The 17,246-nt window shown below is 68.1% G+C and carries 17 protein-coding genes; 11 read left to right on the forward strand and 6 right to left on the reverse strand.

Features of this window, described 5'->3' with window-relative positions; all coding sequences use genetic code 11:
- Window positions 1–4: 4 nt before the first annotated feature.
- Window positions 5–2,194: an elongation factor EF-2 gene (locus ACNSN7_RS06230; protein ID WP_418281410.1), complete on the reverse strand. Its 2,190-nt coding sequence runs from the start codon at window positions 2,192–2,194 to the stop codon at window positions 5–7.
- A 219-nt stretch (window positions 2,195–2,413) separates the two neighbouring features.
- Here ACNSN7_RS06230 and ACNSN7_RS06235 point away from each other — a divergent pair, with 219 nt between their 5' ends.
- Together ACNSN7_RS06235 and ACNSN7_RS06240 are read left to right on the forward strand one after the other, a co-directional pair.
- Window positions 2,414–3,049, forward strand: a complete 636-nt coding sequence (locus ACNSN7_RS06235) for a protein-L-isoaspartate(D-aspartate) O-methyltransferase (RefSeq protein ID WP_418281411.1) — start codon at window positions 2,414–2,416, stop codon at window positions 3,047–3,049.
- 122 nt (window positions 3,050–3,171) lie between these two features.
- The gene (locus ACNSN7_RS06240; protein ID WP_418281412.1) at window positions 3,172–4,083 is read left to right on the forward strand and encodes a protein-L-isoaspartate O-methyltransferase family protein; all 912 of its coding nucleotides are present in this window, start codon (window positions 3,172–3,174) and stop codon (window positions 4,081–4,083) included.
- Window positions 4,084–4,109: 26 nt separating this feature from the next.
- Here ACNSN7_RS06240 and ACNSN7_RS06245 read toward each other — a convergent pair whose 3' ends face one another.
- Window positions 4,110–4,586, reverse strand: coding sequence for a DUF7382 domain-containing protein (locus tag ACNSN7_RS06245; RefSeq protein WP_418281413.1), 477 nt, complete (start codon window positions 4,584–4,586; stop codon window positions 4,110–4,112).
- Window positions 4,587–4,710: 124 nt separating this feature from the next.
- On the opposite strand from ACNSN7_RS06245, the gene ACNSN7_RS06250 reads away from it, so the two are divergent.
- From ACNSN7_RS06250 to metX, 6 genes are all read left to right on the forward strand, one after another.
- Complete coding sequence (locus tag ACNSN7_RS06250; protein WP_418281414.1) at window positions 4,711–5,946, forward strand: ATP-binding protein; 1,236 nt, start codon at window positions 4,711–4,713, stop codon at window positions 5,944–5,946.
- Window positions 5,947–6,018: 72 nt separating this feature from the next.
- Window positions 6,019–6,366 (forward strand): fluoride efflux transporter FluC, encoded by a 348-nt coding sequence (locus tag ACNSN7_RS06255; RefSeq protein WP_418281415.1) that lies wholly within the window; start codon window positions 6,019–6,021, stop codon window positions 6,364–6,366.
- Window positions 6,363–6,719 (forward strand): fluoride efflux transporter FluC, encoded by a 357-nt coding sequence (locus ACNSN7_RS06260; protein WP_418281416.1) that lies wholly within the window; start codon window positions 6,363–6,365, stop codon window positions 6,717–6,719. The genes ACNSN7_RS06255 and ACNSN7_RS06260 overlap by 4 nt, the downstream gene beginning before the upstream one ends.
- Before the next feature lie 48 nt (window positions 6,720–6,767).
- Window positions 6,768–7,130, forward strand: coding sequence for a hypothetical protein (locus tag ACNSN7_RS06265; protein ID WP_418281417.1), 363 nt, complete (start codon window positions 6,768–6,770; stop codon window positions 7,128–7,130).
- Window positions 7,131–7,222: 92 nt separating this feature from the next.
- Window positions 7,223–8,524 carry an O-acetylhomoserine aminocarboxypropyltransferase/cysteine synthase family protein gene (locus ACNSN7_RS06270; protein ID WP_418281418.1) on the forward strand — a complete coding sequence of 434 codons (1,302 nt, stop codon included), beginning with the start codon at window positions 7,223–7,225 and terminating at the stop codon, window positions 8,522–8,524.
- Window positions 8,521–9,885, forward strand: a complete 1,365-nt coding sequence (gene metX, locus ACNSN7_RS06275) for a homoserine O-acetyltransferase MetX (RefSeq protein WP_418281419.1) — start codon at window positions 8,521–8,523, stop codon at window positions 9,883–9,885. Before ACNSN7_RS06270 ends, metX begins: the two co-directional genes overlap by 4 nt.
- Before the next feature lie 103 nt (window positions 9,886–9,988).
- Here metX and ACNSN7_RS06280 read toward each other — a convergent pair whose 3' ends face one another.
- On the reverse strand, window positions 9,989–10,309 hold the full coding sequence (locus tag ACNSN7_RS06280) for a BolA family protein (RefSeq protein WP_418281420.1): 321 nt from the start codon (window positions 10,307–10,309) through the stop codon (window positions 9,989–9,991).
- Window positions 10,310–10,407: 98 nt separating this feature from the next.
- Here ACNSN7_RS06280 and ACNSN7_RS06285 point away from each other — a divergent pair, with 98 nt between their 5' ends.
- Complete coding sequence (locus ACNSN7_RS06285) at window positions 10,408–10,851, forward strand: DUF7988 family protein (RefSeq protein ID WP_418281421.1); 444 nt, start codon at window positions 10,408–10,410, stop codon at window positions 10,849–10,851.
- Window positions 10,852–11,012: 161 nt separating this feature from the next.
- Here the strand turns inward: ACNSN7_RS06285 and ACNSN7_RS06290 are convergent, their stop codons facing one another.
- Window positions 11,013–11,351, reverse strand: coding sequence for a cupin domain-containing protein (locus tag ACNSN7_RS06290; protein ID WP_418281422.1), 339 nt, complete (start codon window positions 11,349–11,351; stop codon window positions 11,013–11,015).
- 134 nt (window positions 11,352–11,485) lie between these two features.
- Here ACNSN7_RS06290 and thrC point away from each other — a divergent pair, with 134 nt between their 5' ends.
- A complete protein-coding gene (gene thrC / locus ACNSN7_RS06295) occupies window positions 11,486–12,769 on the forward strand; it encodes a threonine synthase (RefSeq protein WP_418281423.1) in 1,284 nt (427 codons plus the stop codon).
- 25 nt (window positions 12,770–12,794) lie between these two features.
- Here thrC and ACNSN7_RS06300 read toward each other — a convergent pair whose 3' ends face one another.
- Window positions 12,795–13,601 carry an N-acyl homoserine lactonase family protein gene (locus ACNSN7_RS06300; protein ID WP_418281424.1) on the reverse strand — a complete coding sequence of 269 codons (807 nt, stop codon included), beginning with the start codon at window positions 13,599–13,601 and terminating at the stop codon, window positions 12,795–12,797.
- Window positions 13,602–13,706: 105 nt separating this feature from the next.
- Window positions 13,707–14,894 carry a twin-arginine translocase subunit TatC gene (tatC, locus tag ACNSN7_RS06305; protein WP_418281425.1) on the reverse strand — a complete coding sequence of 396 codons (1,188 nt, stop codon included), beginning with the start codon at window positions 14,892–14,894 and terminating at the stop codon, window positions 13,707–13,709.
- Between the two features lie 162 nt (window positions 14,895–15,056).
- Between tatC and ACNSN7_RS06310 the strand changes: the two genes are divergently transcribed.
- Window positions 15,057–17,246: a twin-arginine translocase subunit TatC gene (locus tag ACNSN7_RS06310; protein ID WP_418281426.1), complete on the forward strand. Its 2,190-nt coding sequence runs from the start codon at window positions 15,057–15,059 to the stop codon at window positions 17,244–17,246.

A 17,246-nucleotide genomic window follows, 5' to 3' on the forward strand; every position in this document is an offset into this window, starting at 1 on the left:
TCGACTAGATGTAGTCGATCGACGACGGCAGTTCCAGCTTCATGCCCTTGCGCTCGCGGATCTCCATGATCTTCTCGCGCTGGAGGTTGTCGACGAGCACGCGGAACCCGGCGTTCTCCGTGTTCCAGGAGGCACGCCCCTCGGTCGCGGAGCGGATGTCGGAGGAGAAGCCGATCATCTCCTCGACGGGCGCGATGCCCTCGACGACCATGAGGTCACCCTCCTGGTACATGTCGTCGACGCGGCCACGACGACCCTGGATCTCGCCGGAGGCGGCACCCATGTGCTCGCTCGGCACGTCGATCCGGACGTCCTGGATCGGCTCCAGCAGGCGGACCTCGCCGTCGATCAGCGCGCGGTGGACCGCGTTGCGGACGGCGGGAATGACCTGTGCGGGACCACGGTGGATGGTGTCCTCGTGGAGCTTCGCGTCGTGCAGGCGGAACAGCGACCCCTGGACCGGCTCGGCGGCGAGCGGACCGTCGTCGAGCGCCTCCTGAAGGCCCTCCAGGACGAGTTCCATCGTCTCGTTGAGGTGCTGGATACCCTTCGTGTCGTCGATGAGGATGTTCGTCCGGTGGATGTCCTCGACGTTCTGGGAGGTGTCCTTGTCCATGCCGGCCTCCTGGAGGGCCTCGCGGCGCTCCAGCTCGGGCATGTCCATCGAGACCTCACCGAGCTGGATCGCGTCGACGATCTCCTGGGCCATCGGCTCCACCGTGAGGTAGAACTTGTTGTGGCGGTTCGGCGACTGTCCCTCGACCTCGCGGGACGCCTCCTGTGGCTGTTCGCGGTAGACGACGATCGGTTCGCCGGTGATGACCGGAATACCCTGATTGTCGCGGATCCGCTGGGTGATCACTTCGAGGTGGAGCTCGCCCTGGCCGCTGATGAGGTGCTCGCCCGTGTCCTCGTTGATCTCGATCTGGATCGTCGGGTCCTCCTTGGCGACCTGCTGGAGCGTCTCGATGAGCTTCGGCAGGTCGTCCATGTTCTGGGCCTCGACGGACTTGGTGATGACCGGCTCGGAGATGTGCTCGATCGACTCGAACGGCGTCATCTCGACGGAGGAGACGGTCGATCCCGCGATGGCGTCACGCAGACCGGTGACGGACGCGATGTTACCGGCCGGGACGTGCTCGACCTCCTCACGTTCGCTCCCCATGAACAGGCCGACGCTCTGGATACGGTTCTTGCCCGCGGTGCCCGAGACGTACAGCTCTTGGCCCTTCTCCAGCGTACCGGAGAAGACCCGACCGGTCGCGATCTCGCCGGCGTGCGGGTCCATCGAGATGTCCGTCACCATGAAGACGACCTCGCCGTCCTCGTCGACCAGCCGCATCGTGTCGGCCAGTTCGGACTCGGGGTCACCGCGCCAGATGCGCGGGACACGACGGGGCTGTGCGTCGATGGGGTTCGGGAAGTGCTCACACACCATGTCGAGCACGACGTTCGACAGCGGCGTGCGCTCGTGAAGCTCGTCGCGCTTGTCGGCCTGTTCGAGGTCGATGATGTCGCCGAAGTCCATTCCGGTCCGCTGCATCGACGGCATGGAGACGCCCCACTTGTACAGTGCGGAGCCGAACCCGACCGTCCCGTCCTCGACGGAGACGGTCCAGTCCGTGGGAATGTCGTCCATGTTCTCGGCCATTCCGCGGATGAGCTCGTTGACGTCGGCGATGACGGCCATCAGCCGCTCCTGCATCTCTTGGGGTCCTTCCTGGAGCTCCGAGATGAGGCGGTCGACCTTGTTGATGAACAGCGCCGGCTTCACTCCCTCGCGGAGCGCTTGCCGGAGCACCGTCTCCGTCTGGGGCATCGCGCCCTCGACGGCGTCGACGACCACCAGCGCGCCGTCGACCGCGCGCATCGCGCGAGTGACGTCGCCACCGAAGTCGACGTGGCCGGGCGTGTCGATGAGGTTGATGAGGTGGTTGGTGTCGTCGTACTCGTGGGTCATCGAAACGTTCGCCGCGTCGATGGTGATCCCACGCTCCTGTTCGTCCTCTTTCGTGTCCATCGCGAGCTGCTCGCCCGCGGTGTCCTGTGAGATCATGCCGGCCCCGGCCAGCAGGTTGTCGGAGAGCGTCGTTTTGCCGTGGTCGACGTGGGCGGCGATGGCGATGTTCCGGATGTTCCCCGGCTCGTCCATCAACCGCTCACACTCTTGAACGATCTTCTTGCGTCGGCCCATTATACCGCTTGTTACCGACAGCAGGGTCAAAAGGGTAGTGTTTCTCTCCGGAGCCAACCACGGGATTCACCGTCTATCCTCGGCGTTTTCGTGTGGATCGGTCGCACGACCCGTTCGCGAATTCATCGCACGACTCGTTCGTGGCTCGGTCGCACGACTCATCAGATGACCGTCCGATCCACCGGAGGATTCACACGTTATCGTGTGGTATCACTACACATGGACGACACCGAGCAGGCGGTCGCTCGGCGACGATTGATCGAGCGGCTTCGCCGACGTACCGACGTCAGCGATCGGACGCTGGCCGCGCTCGAATCGGTGCCACGCCACGAGTTCGTCCCCGACCGCCTGCGGTCGGCGGCGTACGCGGACCGACCGCTTCCGATCGGACACGATCAGACGATCAGCGCGCCGCACATGGTCGCGATCATGACCGATCTGCTCGACGTCGACGAGGGCGATCGCGTCCTGGAGATCGGCACCGGCTGCGGCTACCACGCCGCGGTCGTCTCCGAGGTCGTGGGTCCGGAGACCGTGTACAGCGTCGAATACGTCCCGGAACTGGCGGCGGACGCACGACGCCGGTTCGATCGACTCGGCTACGACGTGAGCGTTCACGTCGGCGACGGCCGAGAGGGACTTCCCTCGGAAGCGCCGTTCGACGCCACCTATCTCACCTGTGCGGCGGCCGACGGCGTCCCGGATCCGCTGCTCGCGGACACCTGCGTCGGCGGCCGGATCGTCGCACCGATCGGTGGCGGACGCTCACAGCGACTCGTTCGGCTGACCGTTCGGGAGGGCGGCGACGTCGACCGCGAGGACCACGGCGGCGTCCGGTTCGTCCCGTTGCAGTGATCGCGCTCCGGCAGCGATCGTTCACCGACCGCGCCCGCGGTCGCCCGACGTCGGCGGTCAGTCGGCGAAGTCGGTGGGCGACCGAGCGTGCAGTTTTAAAGGAACCAGCGCCGAGAGCGGGTATGGACGAAGCGGCGCTGCGCGCGGACATGATCGAGGGGCTCGAGCACCGAATCGGCGAGCCGCTCGGCGCGTCCGTGTTGACCGCGCTCCAGCGGGTGCCCCGCGGGACGTTCGTCGACGACGACCCCTATGCGGACCGCGCCAGCGACGAGGTCGGAACGCGGGCGCTCGCGCCGGCGACGGTGGCGCGCATGCTCACCGCGCTCGCGGCCGACGAGGGCGACGAGATACTGATCGTCGGTGTCGGGATCGGCTACACCGCCGCGATGCTCGCCGAGATCGCCGGGGCGCGGCACGTTCACGCGATCGACATCGATCGTCGCGCGGTCCACGCCGCGAGATCGAACCTCTCCGAGGCGGGCTACGACGCCGTGCTCGTCGACCGCCGCGACGGCGCTCACGGGCTCCCGGAGTACGCCCCGTACGACCGGATACTGCTCGAGGCGGCGGTCGTCGAGCCGCCGCGCGCTCTCCGCGAGCAGCTCGCAGCCGACGGCCGGCTCGTCTATCCGAAGGGGACGGCGGTCCAGACGATCGCCGCGATCGAGCCGGAGCGAGAGAACGTGCCGGTCGGGGACGGCGAGACGGAGGGGCCCGTTTCCGAGCGGGCCGACGACGTTCCCGCTGACGGAGTGCCGGCTGACGGCGTTCTTGCTGACGACGTACCGGCGGACGACGTACCGGCAGACAACGTTCTTGCTGACGACGTGCCGGCCGCTCCACGAGGGTTCCGAACCGTTGAGACGGCCGGTCCTGCCCGGCTCAAGCCGATGCTCGTCGACGGCGAACAGGCCGGCGTCGAGCGCAACCGGACCCGCCGCGAGGACGCGGAGTTCGCCGAGCAGGGGTACTTCGCGAAGCACGGCTGGGAACAGGAGTGGATCGACTGGGACGACCGACTGTCGCGCTAGGCCCGACGGTCGCCAGCCCGTCACCGTCACTCGGCGACGACCAACACCGCCGTGTTCTCCCGCTCGTCGACGTAGTCGCTTCCCGCGGGCGGTTTGATGTCGATCGTGAGCGTGCCGTCGGGCTGGTTCGGCCCCAGTTCGGGTGCGACGTTCATCGTTGCGATCCCGTTCTCGTCGGTCGTCGCGGTGGCGACTCCGTCGATCCGGGCGGAGCCGCCACGGAGGATCACGGTCGCGTCCGCGACCCGAGTCCCGTCCGGATCGACGACGGCCACGTCGATCGACTGGCCGCCGGGCGTCGTCACCTCCGGCTGTGGCTGTGCGTCCAGTTCAGTCGCCGCGAGTCCATCGATGCTGCCGACCATCCCCATCATCACGCTGAGGCTGGCGACGCCGACGACCAAGGCGATCACGAGTCTGACCGGAAGCCCTTCGATCGCGCGGCGGTCCCTGCGGAACGCTCCGACCGCTCGACCGACCGTCTCCGAGTGCTGATCCGTCATGTGGCCCGATGGCCGCGGTATCCGTTATAAAGGGTCGGACGGAGCGGCGACCCGACGTCCCGTCCTTTTTGAGCCATCTCGAAACGTCCGACCACTTTTAACTCATGCCGAGGCCAGTCGCCCCATGCACGTGCTGGGCCGCGAGGTGGGAGCGAGTACCGGACGCGAACGCGGTCCGAGCGACGAACGCGAGACGGGGTCGGGGAGGTCACGGGAGGGGACCGTTCGGCTCGGATCGTTTCTCGCCCGCGACGGCAGCGCCGGAGCGACGGTCGGGCTCGACGTCGACGGGCCACACGCGGGCGTCGTGGTCGGAAAACGCGGGACCGGGAAGTCGTACACGCTCGGGGTCGTGGCCGAGGGACTCGCGGACGCGGCGGGGGTCGCACCCGTCGTCGTCGACCCGATGGGCGTGTTCGGCGGGCTGGAGGCGACGGGTGGGCACACGATCGATCCCGTCGTCCGTCCCGCGTCCGTCCCGCCGTCGGCGTGGCCGGAGCTGGTCGGTCTCGACCCGGAACGCGGGGCCGGAAGCCTGCTGTGGCGCGTCGTCGCCGATGCCGTTGACGGGACAGGGGTCGCCGGAACGGACTCTGACGGGACGGAGCCGACCGACTGTGCCTCCCCCTCCATCGCGATGCTCCGAGAGGCGGTCGAGCGAGCGGACGCCGCGCCCGCGGCCCGGCGCGCCGCGATCAATCACCTGGAGTTGGCGTCGTCGTGGGGCGTCTTCGACGCGGACGCGCCGCGCGTCTCCGCGCTGGTCGGCGACGGGGACCCGGTCGTGCTCGATCTCTCGGGCGCGCCGGAGACGGCCGCCGCGGCCGTGGTCAGGGCGGTCGCACGCGGCCTGTACGACGCACGGATCGCGGACGAGATCGACCGGCTTCCGTGGCTCCTGATAGACGAGGCGCACGCCTTCTTCGGTGGGATCGCTGACCCCGCGCTCCGAACGCTTCTGACACGGGGACGCGCGCCGGGCGTTTCGCTCGTCTGTGCGACCCAGCGTCCGGGCGTCCTCCCGCCGGTCGCGATCTCCCAGTCGGACCTCCTCGTCGCGCACCGGCTCACCGCCGAGCGCGACGTCGAACGGCTGGCCGACGCGGAGGCGACGTATCTCGCTGGCGACCTCGCCTCCCGACTCCCGACGGGAACGGGCGAGGCGCTCGTCGTCGACGACGCGACGGAGACGGCACACACGGTGCGAGTACGCGAACGACGGACCCCACACGGCGGCGGAAGCCCCCGAGCGAGCGAGACGGTCGCGGCACGGCGGCTCGGAGAGTCGACGCTCGGTGAGTCGACGCTCGGTGAGTCGACGCTCGGTGACGGTGGATCGACCGGCGGATCGATCGACTAACTACCGGACGGGGCACGGACCCTCCCTCTCGGCGATCCGAACACCCAACACGATCGCCGATGAGTGGCACGTATGGAACGGACGCCCGCCGGGTTCCTGCTCGTCGCGCTCGGCGGCTTCGTCGGTGCGGTCTCGCGTCACGGGGTCGACGTCGCGGTCGGTGACCTCACGGGGATCGGCACCCTCGTCGTGAACGTCGGCGGCTCGTTCGCGCTCGGGGTGCTGGTGACGCGTGCCGCGAGCCGTCGAACGCGACTGTTCGTCGGAACCGGTGCGCTCTCCTCGTTCACCACGTACAGCACGTTCGCGGGTGACGCGATCGCCTTGGGAACGACCGTCGGGACCGCCTACGTCATCGCCAGCTACGCCGTCGGCCTCGCGGCCGCGGTCGTCGGCCTCGCGGTCGGGAGGCGACTGTGACGGAGCCGCTGCTCGCGACCATGCTCGTCGGCGTCGGGGGCGCACTCGGCGCGTCGGCCCGACACGCAGTCGGGCTGGCGATCGACGGCCGGGAGTCCGTCGTCGTCGTCAACGCCGCAGGGAGCCTCGTCCTCGGTGGCGTGCTTGCGGCACCGCTCGGCTCGGCGGTGACGCTGGCCGTCGCGGTCGGGTTCTGTGGCGCGTTCACGACGTTCTCGTCGTTCGCGGTCGAGACCGTGACGACCGCGGACGGCGGTGAGATCGGGGTCGCGAGCGGATTCGCGGTCACGAACCTCGTCGCGGCGGTCCTCGCGCTGCTCGCCGGGTCCGGGATCGTCGCCGCGATCGTCTGACCCGCGGCGAACGACAGCTACAGGGGACCACGGTCCGTATCGAAGCGCGTGACTCAGGACGACACGCGATCGGACGGGGCGACGAGCGCCGATCGTGCGAGCGACGGGGACGGGGGCACCGACGATGCGGGAGCCGCGGTCGATGTCGACTCGGATGCGACCGGCGACGCCGCAGACGTTCCCGAAGACGTCGAATTCGGCGATCTCACGCTGCCACAGCGGGTGTTCGTCGCCGCAGTCCAGAACCCCACGCGCGGCGTCGTGATCGTCGCGCTGTTCGCGTTCGCCTTCTCGTTTTACGTCGCGTTCTGGATGGTGTTTCCGCGGGTCGCCGCCTTCCTCTCCGGGACCGCGGTCGTGCTCGCGCTGATGGCTCTTGGGATCTACTACCTGGTGAAACGGCTGTTCTGACCGATTCGGCGTGGTCGTTCACCGCTTCCGGGCCCGGCAGTCCTTGCCGTAACTGACAGTTATAGAAGTCTAAAGATATATGCACAGTATACATGACACGTGGGTTCAGCACCCGGAGTCTCCACGCCGGAGCCGAGCCGGATCCGGCGACCGGGGCGCGCGCGACGCCGATCCACCAGACGACGTCGTTCGTTTTCGAGGACGCCGACACGACCGCGGAGATGTACGCGCTCCGCGCGGACGGTTACATCTACTCCCGGCTCTCCAATCCGACGGTCAACGCCTTGGAGGACCGGATCGCCGACCTCGAAGGCGGTTCCGGTGCGGTCGCCACGGGTTCGGGTATGGCCGCGTTCGACACGATTACCACCGTGCTCGCGAGCGCGGGCGACAACGTCGTCGCCAGCTCCGAGATGTACGGCGGCACGTCCGCGTACCTCACGACCATCGCGAACCGCCGCGGGATCGAGGCCCGGCTCGTCGACACGCTGGACTACGAGGGGTACGAGGCGGCGATGAACGAGGACACGGCCTTCGTCCACGTCGAGACGATCGCGAACCCCTCGCTCGTGACGCCCGACCTCGAGCGGCTCGCGGAGATCGCCCACGATCACGCGGTCCCGCTCGTCGTCGACAACACGTTCGCGACGCCGTACCTCTGTCGACCGTTCGAGCACGGTGCCGATATCGTCTGGGAGTCGACGACGAAGTGGATCACCGGCAACGGGACCACGGTCGGCGGGGTCGTCGTCGACGGCGGGCAGTTCCCGTGGGACCACCCGGACGCCGACTACGACGAGCTCTCCGGTCGATCGCCGGCGTATCCGATCGATTTCGTCGAGCAGTTCGGCGACGCCGCGTTCGCCAACGTCGCTCGTCAGCGCGGCGTCCGCCCGACCGGGGGCCAACAGTCCCCGTTCGACGCCTGGCAGACGATACAGGGGCTCAACACGCTCTCGCTTCGGATGGACCGACACTGTGAGAACGCGCGTGCCGTCGCCGAGTTCCTCCGCGACGACGACCGCGTCGGATGGGTAACCTATCCCGGCTTCGAGGACCACCCGACCCACGAGGCGGCGAGCGAGTACCTCGACGGATACGGTGGCATGGTCACGTTCGGCGTCGACGGGGGCTACGAGGCGGCCAAAACGCTGTGTGAATCGGTCGATCTGACGAGCTTCCTCGCGAACGTCGGCGACGCGAAGACGCTCGTCATCCACCCCGCGTCGACGACTCACGCACAGATGTCGGAGATCGAACAGCACGCGGCCGGCGTGTTCCCGGACATGCTCCGGCTCTCCGTCGGCATCGAGGATCCCGAGGACGTCATCGCCGACCTGGACGCGGGGCTCGCTGCGGGCGAGCGGGCGGTCACGGAGCGTGAGCAGGAATGAGCACGACGGCAACGGATCGTGGCGTCGCTTCGCTCGGCGAGTTCACGTTCGAGTGCGGTCAGTCGATACCGGAGTTGGAGGTCGCCTACGAGACGTACGGCGAGTTCGACGGTGACAACACGGTGTTGGTCTGTCACGCGCTCACCGGCAGCCAGAACGTCGCACGAACGCCCGATCCGGTTGGCGGGGCGTCCGGCGGCGCGGACGCCGACTCGACGGACGCCGACTCGACGGATGGCGACTCGACGGACGACGCCGCCGTAATCGGACAGGCGGGGCAGGCCCGCGCGTGGTGGGACGACGTGGTCGGTCCGGGAAAGGCGATCGACACCACCGAGTACTACGTCGTCTGCGCGAACGTTCCCGGCTCCTGTTACGGTACCTCGGGGCCACCCAGCAAGCGACCCGTCGACCTCGATCTCCCGGAGGAGCCGGACCACGACCGCTGGGGGACCGCGTTCCCGCCCGTACAGGTGGAAGACTGGACCCGCGCGCAGCGCCGGCTCCTCGATCACCTCGGCGTCGGTCGGCTCCGAGCCGTCGTCGGCGGGAGCGTCGGCGGGATGAACGCCTTGGAGTGGGCGAAGCGCTACCCGGACGACGTGGACCGACTCCTGGTCATCGCCGCCGCCGCGCGGCTCGGTGCGCAGTGTCTCTCGCTTGATGCGATCGCCCGCCGCGCGATCCGTGCGGACCCGAACTGGGACGGCGGCAACTACTACGCGGACGGTCACCCGAAACCCGATCAGGGACTCGCGATCGCTCGACAGATCGGTCACGTGATGTACCTCTCGAAGGCGTCGATGGAGCGGAAGTTCGGCCGCAGATCCGCCGGTCGCGACTCGCTGAGCCGCGAGGAGGGCGGGTTGGGGTTGGAGACGGATCCCGCGGCAACCTTCTTCCCGTACCGCGAGGTCGAGTCGTACCTCGACTACCAGGCCGACGGGTTCTCCGACCGGTTCGACGCGAACAGCTACCTCTACCTCACGCGCGCGATGGACGAGTACGACCTCGCCGCGGGATACACGACCGACGCCGACGCGGTCGCCGCTTTCGAGGGCGAGACGCTACTCGTGAGCTTCACCGGTGACTGGCACTTCACGGTCGAACAGTCCGAGTCGCTCGCGACCGCGTTCCGCGACCGCGACGTCCCCGTCGCTCACCACGTCATCGACTCCGATCACGGTCACGACGCGTTCCTCGTCGAACCCGAGCGCGTCGGCCCCCCGATCCGCGACTTCCTCGTCGACGGCGTCGACGGCCGATCGGTCACCGACGGCGGTGGGGGCGGGGGCGACGACGGCTCGGCCCGCCCGGACTCCGACCACGCGCCCGTCCACGCGAGCCTGTTTAGCGGGTGAACCGCCTCGGGGTTCACCGGATAGACGCCGTCAGGGAGAGACGACTACGACCCGTCGCGCTCGTTCGCTTCTCGGCGTCTCGCGGCTCCTCGGCTGCGCGGGGTCAGTCCTCGACCGGAAGCAGTCCCGCGTCGCGGAGGTCGGCGTCGAGGCTCCCGTCGCCGTGCTCGGCGTACGCCTCCGGGGTGTACGTCTTGATCTCCAGTGCGTGGACCGATCGCGTCATGTGGTCGCCGACGGCGTCGTACACGCGCTGGTGTTGGTCGACGAGCGACTCGCCCTCGAACGCGGGCGAGACGACGAACGCCGCGAAGTGGGCGTCCTCGTCCTCGTCGTCGTGGATTCGCGGGGTGACGACGCGTGCGACGGCGTCCGGGATCCCGTCCTCGATCAGCTCCTCGACGGCTGCCGGCTGGATGGTCATGTCCGACCTATCGACCCGCGCGCGCAAAAACGGACCGCAACCGACGTTCGGCTCGACACACCACAACCGATTTTTCGACGCGACACGCAGCGGGGGTCGTGACGGACCGTCGTCCAACGCTCGACCCCGACGCGGCCCGCGAGCACCTGCTCGACGCGCACGGCGACCTCGTCGCGACGACCCTCGACTGCGCGGCCGCCGTCGCAGCCGACTTCGAGGACGTGGTCGGCGGCGACCCGGCGACGCGTGAGTCCCGCGCCGTCAGGTCCGCGCTTCGAGCCACGCTCGATCGAGCGGGTGTGCTCGACGAGTTCGCGGCCGCTCTGTCGGACCTCGTCGACGCCGCGGGCGGAGTGCTGTCCGTCTCACCCGTTCCGGCACCGCCGTACGTCGCGATCACCGCCGACGGTCCGGTGTTGCGTGCGACGGTGGACGAGCAGCGGCTGGTCGCCAGGATCGCGGTGTACGAGGTCGTCGACGGCGCGTTCGTCTGGCGGGACCCGTCGCCGGAGACAGCGGTTCGAGTCGAGATACGGGAGTGACGGCGGTCGATCGGAGGCGGATCGCCCGTCGAACGGCCCACGACCGCAGCCGTGTCCCGTCGGATCGTCGATTCGGACGGGCGTGTCTCGATCGAGTTCGGGGGCGAGTCGCGACTGGAGAGCGGTGAGCTGTTTATAAATATCGGGTGGACCCGTCCTCGTCACTCCCCCCAGTCCGGGTTCGGTCGCGCGGGCGAGAACACGTCGAACCCCTCGACCGGGTCCTCGCCGTCGTTGACGGCGGCGTGTGGCTCCCCGCCGGGGATCACGAACGTGTCGCCCTCGCCGACCGCGATCTCCTCGCCGTCGACGACGAACGTGAGGGTCCCTCGGGTGACCGTTCCGATCTGCTCGTGCGGGTGGTCGTGTTCGGGAACCTCCGCGCCCGGTTCGATAGTGAACCGCTGGATGCTCGCGTTCTCGCCCGCCGCACCCTGCGTGAGGTGGACGCCTTCGACGGCTTCGACCGGATCGACGTCGGTCTGGGAGGTGATCTCCATGCCGGGGACGGCGACGCGCGAACACTTAAAAACCTCGGCGGAGGCGCGGGCTCGTGCCCTTCGCCGACCGCGGCGTTCCGCGACGGCCGCTCGCATCGCCCGGCTTAAGAGGCGCGGGGCCCCACCTGCACGCAATGAGTCTCGCCATCGACGCGCCGACCCCGACGGCACCCGACTGCGCCGCGGACGGGACGTGGCTCGCCTGTATCGAGTGCGGGGAGACGTTCGCCCCCTTCGCGGGCGTTCGCTACACCTGTGACGACTGCGACGGCCTGCTGGAGGTCCGCTACGACGACCCGCCGACGTTCGAGGAGTTCGGATCCGGCGCGTCGACGGCGGGCCCGGACCGGGGGGTCTGGCGCTACCGCGAGGGACTCCCCTTCGATCTGGGCGTCACGCTCCCGGAGGGCGACACGCCGCTCCACCGCGTCCCGCGGATCGAGGAGTCGGTCGGCGTCGACGCGCTCCGGATCAAACACGAGGGGATGAACCCCACCGGCTCGTTTAAGGACCGCGGGATGACCGTCGGCGTTCGCGTCGCCGAGGAGCTCGGCGTCGGCGCGCTCGCGTGCGCCTCGACGGGCAACACGAGCGCGGCGCTGGCGGCGTACGGCGGTCGCGCCGGGCTCGAAACGCTCGTCCTCCTGCCGGAGGGGAAGGTCGCGGCCGGCAAGATCGCACAGGCGAGTCTCCACGGCGCGCGCATCCTTGAGGTCGACGGCAACTTCGACGCCTGTCTCGACATCGTTCAGGCGCTCGCCGCCCGCGGCGAGGCCTACCTGCTCAACTCCTTGAACCCGTTCCGGCTGGAGGGACAGAAGACGATCGGCTTCGAGATCTTAGAGGAGTTCCACGCCGACCACGGCACCTACCCCGACCGGATCGTTCTGCCGGTCGGCAACGCCGGCAACACCTCCGCACTTTATAAGGGATTCCGAGAGCTCGTCCAGTCGGGCGCGCTCGCGGTCGAGGACGTCCCCAAGCTGACGGGCGTACAGGCGGCGGGTGCCGCGCCGATGGTCGAGGCGATAGAGACGGGCGCGGACGAGGTCCGCCGTTGGGAGGACGTCGAGACGCGCGCGACCGCGATCCGCATCGGTAACCCCGTCAACGCGCCGAAGGCGATCCCCGGCATCCGGAACACCGGCGGCACCGCCGTCGCCGTCGAGGACGAGGAGATCACGGTTGCCCAGCGCGACCTCGCCGAGGAGGGCGTCGGCGTCGAGCCGGCCTCCGCCGCGAGTCTGGCGGGCCTTCGAAAGCTCCGCCGGCAGGGCGTCGTCGACGACGACGAGCGAGTCGTCTGCCTGACGACGGGACATCTCCTGAAGGACCCCGACGCCGCTTACGAGGCCGGCGGCGACCCCGAACCCGTCCCGAACGACGTCGACGCCGTCGTCGAGCACCTGGCGGAGTAGGACGCAGGCGGGGGACGAGGCGATCTCAGAGCCCCCAGCCGGGTCGCATCGCCTCGAACTGGTCGGGGTCGTGCCCGTACACGACCTCGGCGTCGTGGCGGCGCTCGATCGATTCGAGTCGTCTGAGGCTCTCGAACCACTCCGTTTTCCCCCACAGGAGCGACCCGCCGAGCGGAACCTCGCTCTCGTAGTTCTCCGCCATGTACACCTGATCGCCGGTGAACACGATCGTCCCCTCGTCGTCGAGATGGATCACTGAGCCGGTGAGTCCTGGCGTGTGGCCGGGAAACCGGACGAACTCCACGTCCTCGAAGCGTTCCTCGCGGTCTCGGTGAAGAATCCGCCAGTTCAGGTCGTGATCGAAGTCGTCGAGGACGTATCCGCTGGCTCCGTCCCTGACCTTCGCGTCGTAGTACGCGAACTTCAGCTCCCGCTCGTGGACGTACACGGGCGTGTCGGTCCCGTCGAAGACCTCCAGTCCGCCGGCGTGGTCGATGTGGAGGTGGCTCTGGAACACGGCGTCGATGTCGTCGACGTCGTAGCCCGCCGCGTCGAGGTCGTCCACGAGCCGGTGTTCGTGGGCGTCGTGCGGGTCGAACGCCTCGACGAACTCCGCTGGCCAGTGGCCCGCCGCCGCCTCGTGGTGGGAGCCCGTGTCCCAGAGGATCGTCGCTTCCGGATGGTCGATGACGAGACACCACACGGGAATCTCCCCGTAGTCGACGTCCGGGTTCGGATCCTCGCGCGTCCCGAGGACGTGTCCCTCCATCATGTAGTTCATGTCGCAGTACAGGCCGCCGCGGTCGATGACGTGGATCTCGGCGTCAACCATCTCTCTCCGGATCGGTCACGCTTCGGGATAAAGCTCGGTCCGGGAGCGGGCACGGAACCGCGCGTATCCGGGAAACCGCCGACGGTTGCGCGGACCGGCGGTGGGTCAGTTCCCGGTCCAACGCAGGATCGCGAGCGTCCCCTCGTACAACACGATCATCGTGAGCGTGACGATGATCGGGGCCATCCCGGTCGGATCCGGGCTGAAGAGGAACGCGATCCCGAGGAACGCCCCCCAGAAGATGAGACGTTTGTCCTCCAGCCACTGTCGGGTGACGAGGTTCATCATGATCGCGAGCATGATGAAAAGCGGGATCTGGAACACGATCGCCATGAACGCGAGCATGACGACGATGAGGTTGAACGTCTCCGCGAGCCCGAACGCGATCACGGCGGCGTCGGCGGTGTAGGTGGTGAAATACGAGAATATCGCGGGCAACACGAGGAAGTGCGCGAACGCGACGCCGATCGTCCCGAGCACGAGGCTGGTCGGCACCGCGGCGAGGTAGTAGCGCCGCTCGCTGTCGTACAGACCCGGTTTCATGAACCGGTACGTCTGGTAGACGAACGCCGGGAGCCCGACGACGACGCCGGCGATTCCCGCGACCTTCAACCGCGTCAGCGGAAGTTCGAGGGGGCCGTACAGCCGCGGCCGGTTCTCCATCGGTGCCGGGATGTGGTAGTCCCAGAAGTAGTTGATCATCACCGTCGACTCCGTCACCGCGACGAGCGTCGCGAGACCGCCGAAGAGGAACACGACCGCCAGCCGGCGCATCATCTCCTCGATGTGCTCCGCGAGCGGCATCTCCTCGTCGGTCTCGGGGCCGTCTATGCCGCCGATCCCGTCATCGAGATCGACGCCTCCGTCGTCGTCGTCACCGTCGTCGTCGTCACCGCCCTCGTCGTCTCCGTCGTCGTCGTCACCGCCCTCGTCGTCTCCGTCGTCGTCGTCACCGCCCTCGTCGTCTCCGTCGTCGTCGTCACCGCCCTCGTCGTCGTCACCGTCGTCGCCACCGTCGTCGTCCGTATCAGCCTCCGCTGCCTCGCTGTCGTCTGTCGGGTCGTCCGCGTCGGGGACGTAGAACAGTCCGTCCGCTTCGTCCTCGTCCTCGCCGGTCCCGTCCGCGGATGATTCCGCCTGCTCCTCGTCGTCGCCGTCGATGCTGTCGCCCGCAACGTTCCTCGCGTCTCCATCGGTCGATTCGTCGTCGGGGACCGCCCCGTCCTCGTCGCCCGTCTCCGAGGGTGTCTCGGGACCCGATGGCTCGTCACGCGACCGATCGGAATCGTCCATTCAGTTCTTCTACGCCGCCGGGTGATTATAGGCCTTTTCGGATGGCGCTGTCGACGCGGCGGGACGAGTCGTCCGTTTCCAGTCATCGATCGCCGTTCGACGGAGGGTCGATGTCGAGCGCGGTCGAAAAGGTTGATAACGGCGACGGACTTCGGAGTCGATATGGCGAGTGCCCTCGACGAGGATACCCAACAGTCGCTCGCGGCCGGCCGCGAGTCGGTGAAGGCCGTCCTTCGGTCGATCCAGAAGGACCTTCAGAAGGTCTTCATCGTCTTTATGTTGGGGTTTCTCGGAACGTTCTGGGCCCTCCGGATCTACGTGTGGGACTTCCTCAAGCGCGTCACCGAGGCGAACATGACGCCGGAAGTTGCGGAGCGGACCGAGATCATCGCGCAGACCCCCTTCGAGGTTATCCTCCTGCAAGCGAAGATCGGGCTGATAATCGGCGGGATCGTCGCGCTCCCGCCGCTGATCTACTTCGCCCGTGACGAGCTTCGCGACCGCGGGATGTGGCCGGACTCTCCCGTCGCCCGGTGGAAGCTCGTGGTGATCGGGCTGCTCGCGGTCGGGCTGTTCTCCGTCGGCGTCGCCTACGGGATCTACGCGTTCTTCCCGATCATGTTCTCGTTTTTAGCTGGGTTCGGGCTGGAGGCTGGCCTCCAGCCGACGTACTCCATCGTGATGTGGACGGAGTTCATCGTCTTCCTCTCGCTGTCGTTCGGCCTCGCCGGACAGATGCCGCTTCTGATCACCGGCCTCTCGTACTCGGGTATCGTCCAGTACGAGACGTTCCGTGACAAGTGGCGATATGCGGTCGTCGCCATCTTCGTGTTCGGCGCGCTGTTCTCGCCGCCGGACCCGTTCACACAGCTGATGTGGGCGTTTCCGCTGGTCGCGCTGTACGGGTTCAGCCTCTATCTGGCGAAGCTCGTCGTCACCGCTCAGCGGAGCTCCGACCGGATCGACGTGTTCGACGCGATACGGAACCACTGGAACGTCGTCGCCGGGGCGGGGGTGCTCGGCGGCGGCCTCGTGTACGCCTTCTACGAGTACGGCGGTCGAACCGGCGTGAACGACCTCCTTCGGTGGGCCGGGAGCGACTGGCGGTTTCTCCCGCCCGGCGGGGGGCTCGGTCTCGACCCGATCACGGCCGCGGCGCTGTACGCAGTCGGCTGGGCGGGTGCGTTCGCGTTCGTCGCGACTCTCTGGGCCGTGTACGTCGATCTCGACACGACGAGCGCGGGCTACCAGTACGGCGATCCGGCCGCCATCGACGTCGGCGAACTCGACGCCGCGGGCGTGCAGGCGGCCCCCGACGAGCCGTTCGTCGAGATGACCGAAGCGGAGTCGCTCGCGCTCGCACAGGCGGCACTCGACGACGACGACCCTGAAAAGGGACAGGCGATACTCGACCGCTTCGACGCGGTCGCGGACGAACGCGAGGCGGACGATGACGACGGATCCGACGGCGACGCCGCGTCCGACGGCATCACCAACAGCGTCGGTGACCGGACCTCTCGAGCGAGTTCGACGTTCCTCTCGGAGCTCACCGACGGCGAGGACGCCGAGGACGACATCGGCGGGTACTACAAGGACCTCCGATTCATCTTCGACTCGCTTCGTTCGCGCTCGTTCCGGATCGTCGCCGTCTTCGGCGGCGTGATGGCGGCCGTGTTCACGTGGCTGTATCTCGGTGGCCTCCGGACGATCGTCTCCGACCTCGAGTCGCGCGTTCCCGCCGAGATCGACGGCGGTATCAGCGTCATCACGCTCCACCCGGTCGAGGCGTTGATCTTCATGGTGAAGGTGTCCGTCCTGTTCGGGCTGATCGCGGTCTTCCCGGTCCTCCTGTACTACGCATGGCCCGCACTCCGCGAGCGCGGATTCGTCGCCGGACGGATCCGACAGGTGTACGTCTGGGCCGGCTCGCTGTTTGCCGGCCTCGTCGGCGGCTTCGCGCTCGGATACTCCTACATCGCTCCCGGGATCATCGGCTGGCTCGTGACCGACGCCGCGGACGCCCATATGATCATCACGTATCAGGTGAGCGACTTCCTCTGGCTCGTCATCTTCACCACGATCGGGATCGGGTTCCTTGCTGACGTGCCCGTCCTGATGGTGCTTTTGAACAAGGCGGGCGTCCCGTACGGCGCGTTCCGGGGACGCTGGCGGGAGGTCACCGTCGGCGTGCTGCTGTTCGCCGCCGTCTTCACTCCGGCGGACGTTATCACGATGTTCCTGATGACCGTCCCGCTCATGTTCGCGTACGGCGTCGGGCTCGGCGTGTTGTTCCTCGTCACCTTCGGCGGCAAGCGGAACCTCTCACCGCCGGCGGCGATCGTCGACCGGTAG

The organism is Halorubrum rarum (assembly GCF_048380895.1).
GTDB lineage: Archaea > Halobacteriota > Halobacteria > Halobacteriales > Haloferacaceae > Halorubrum.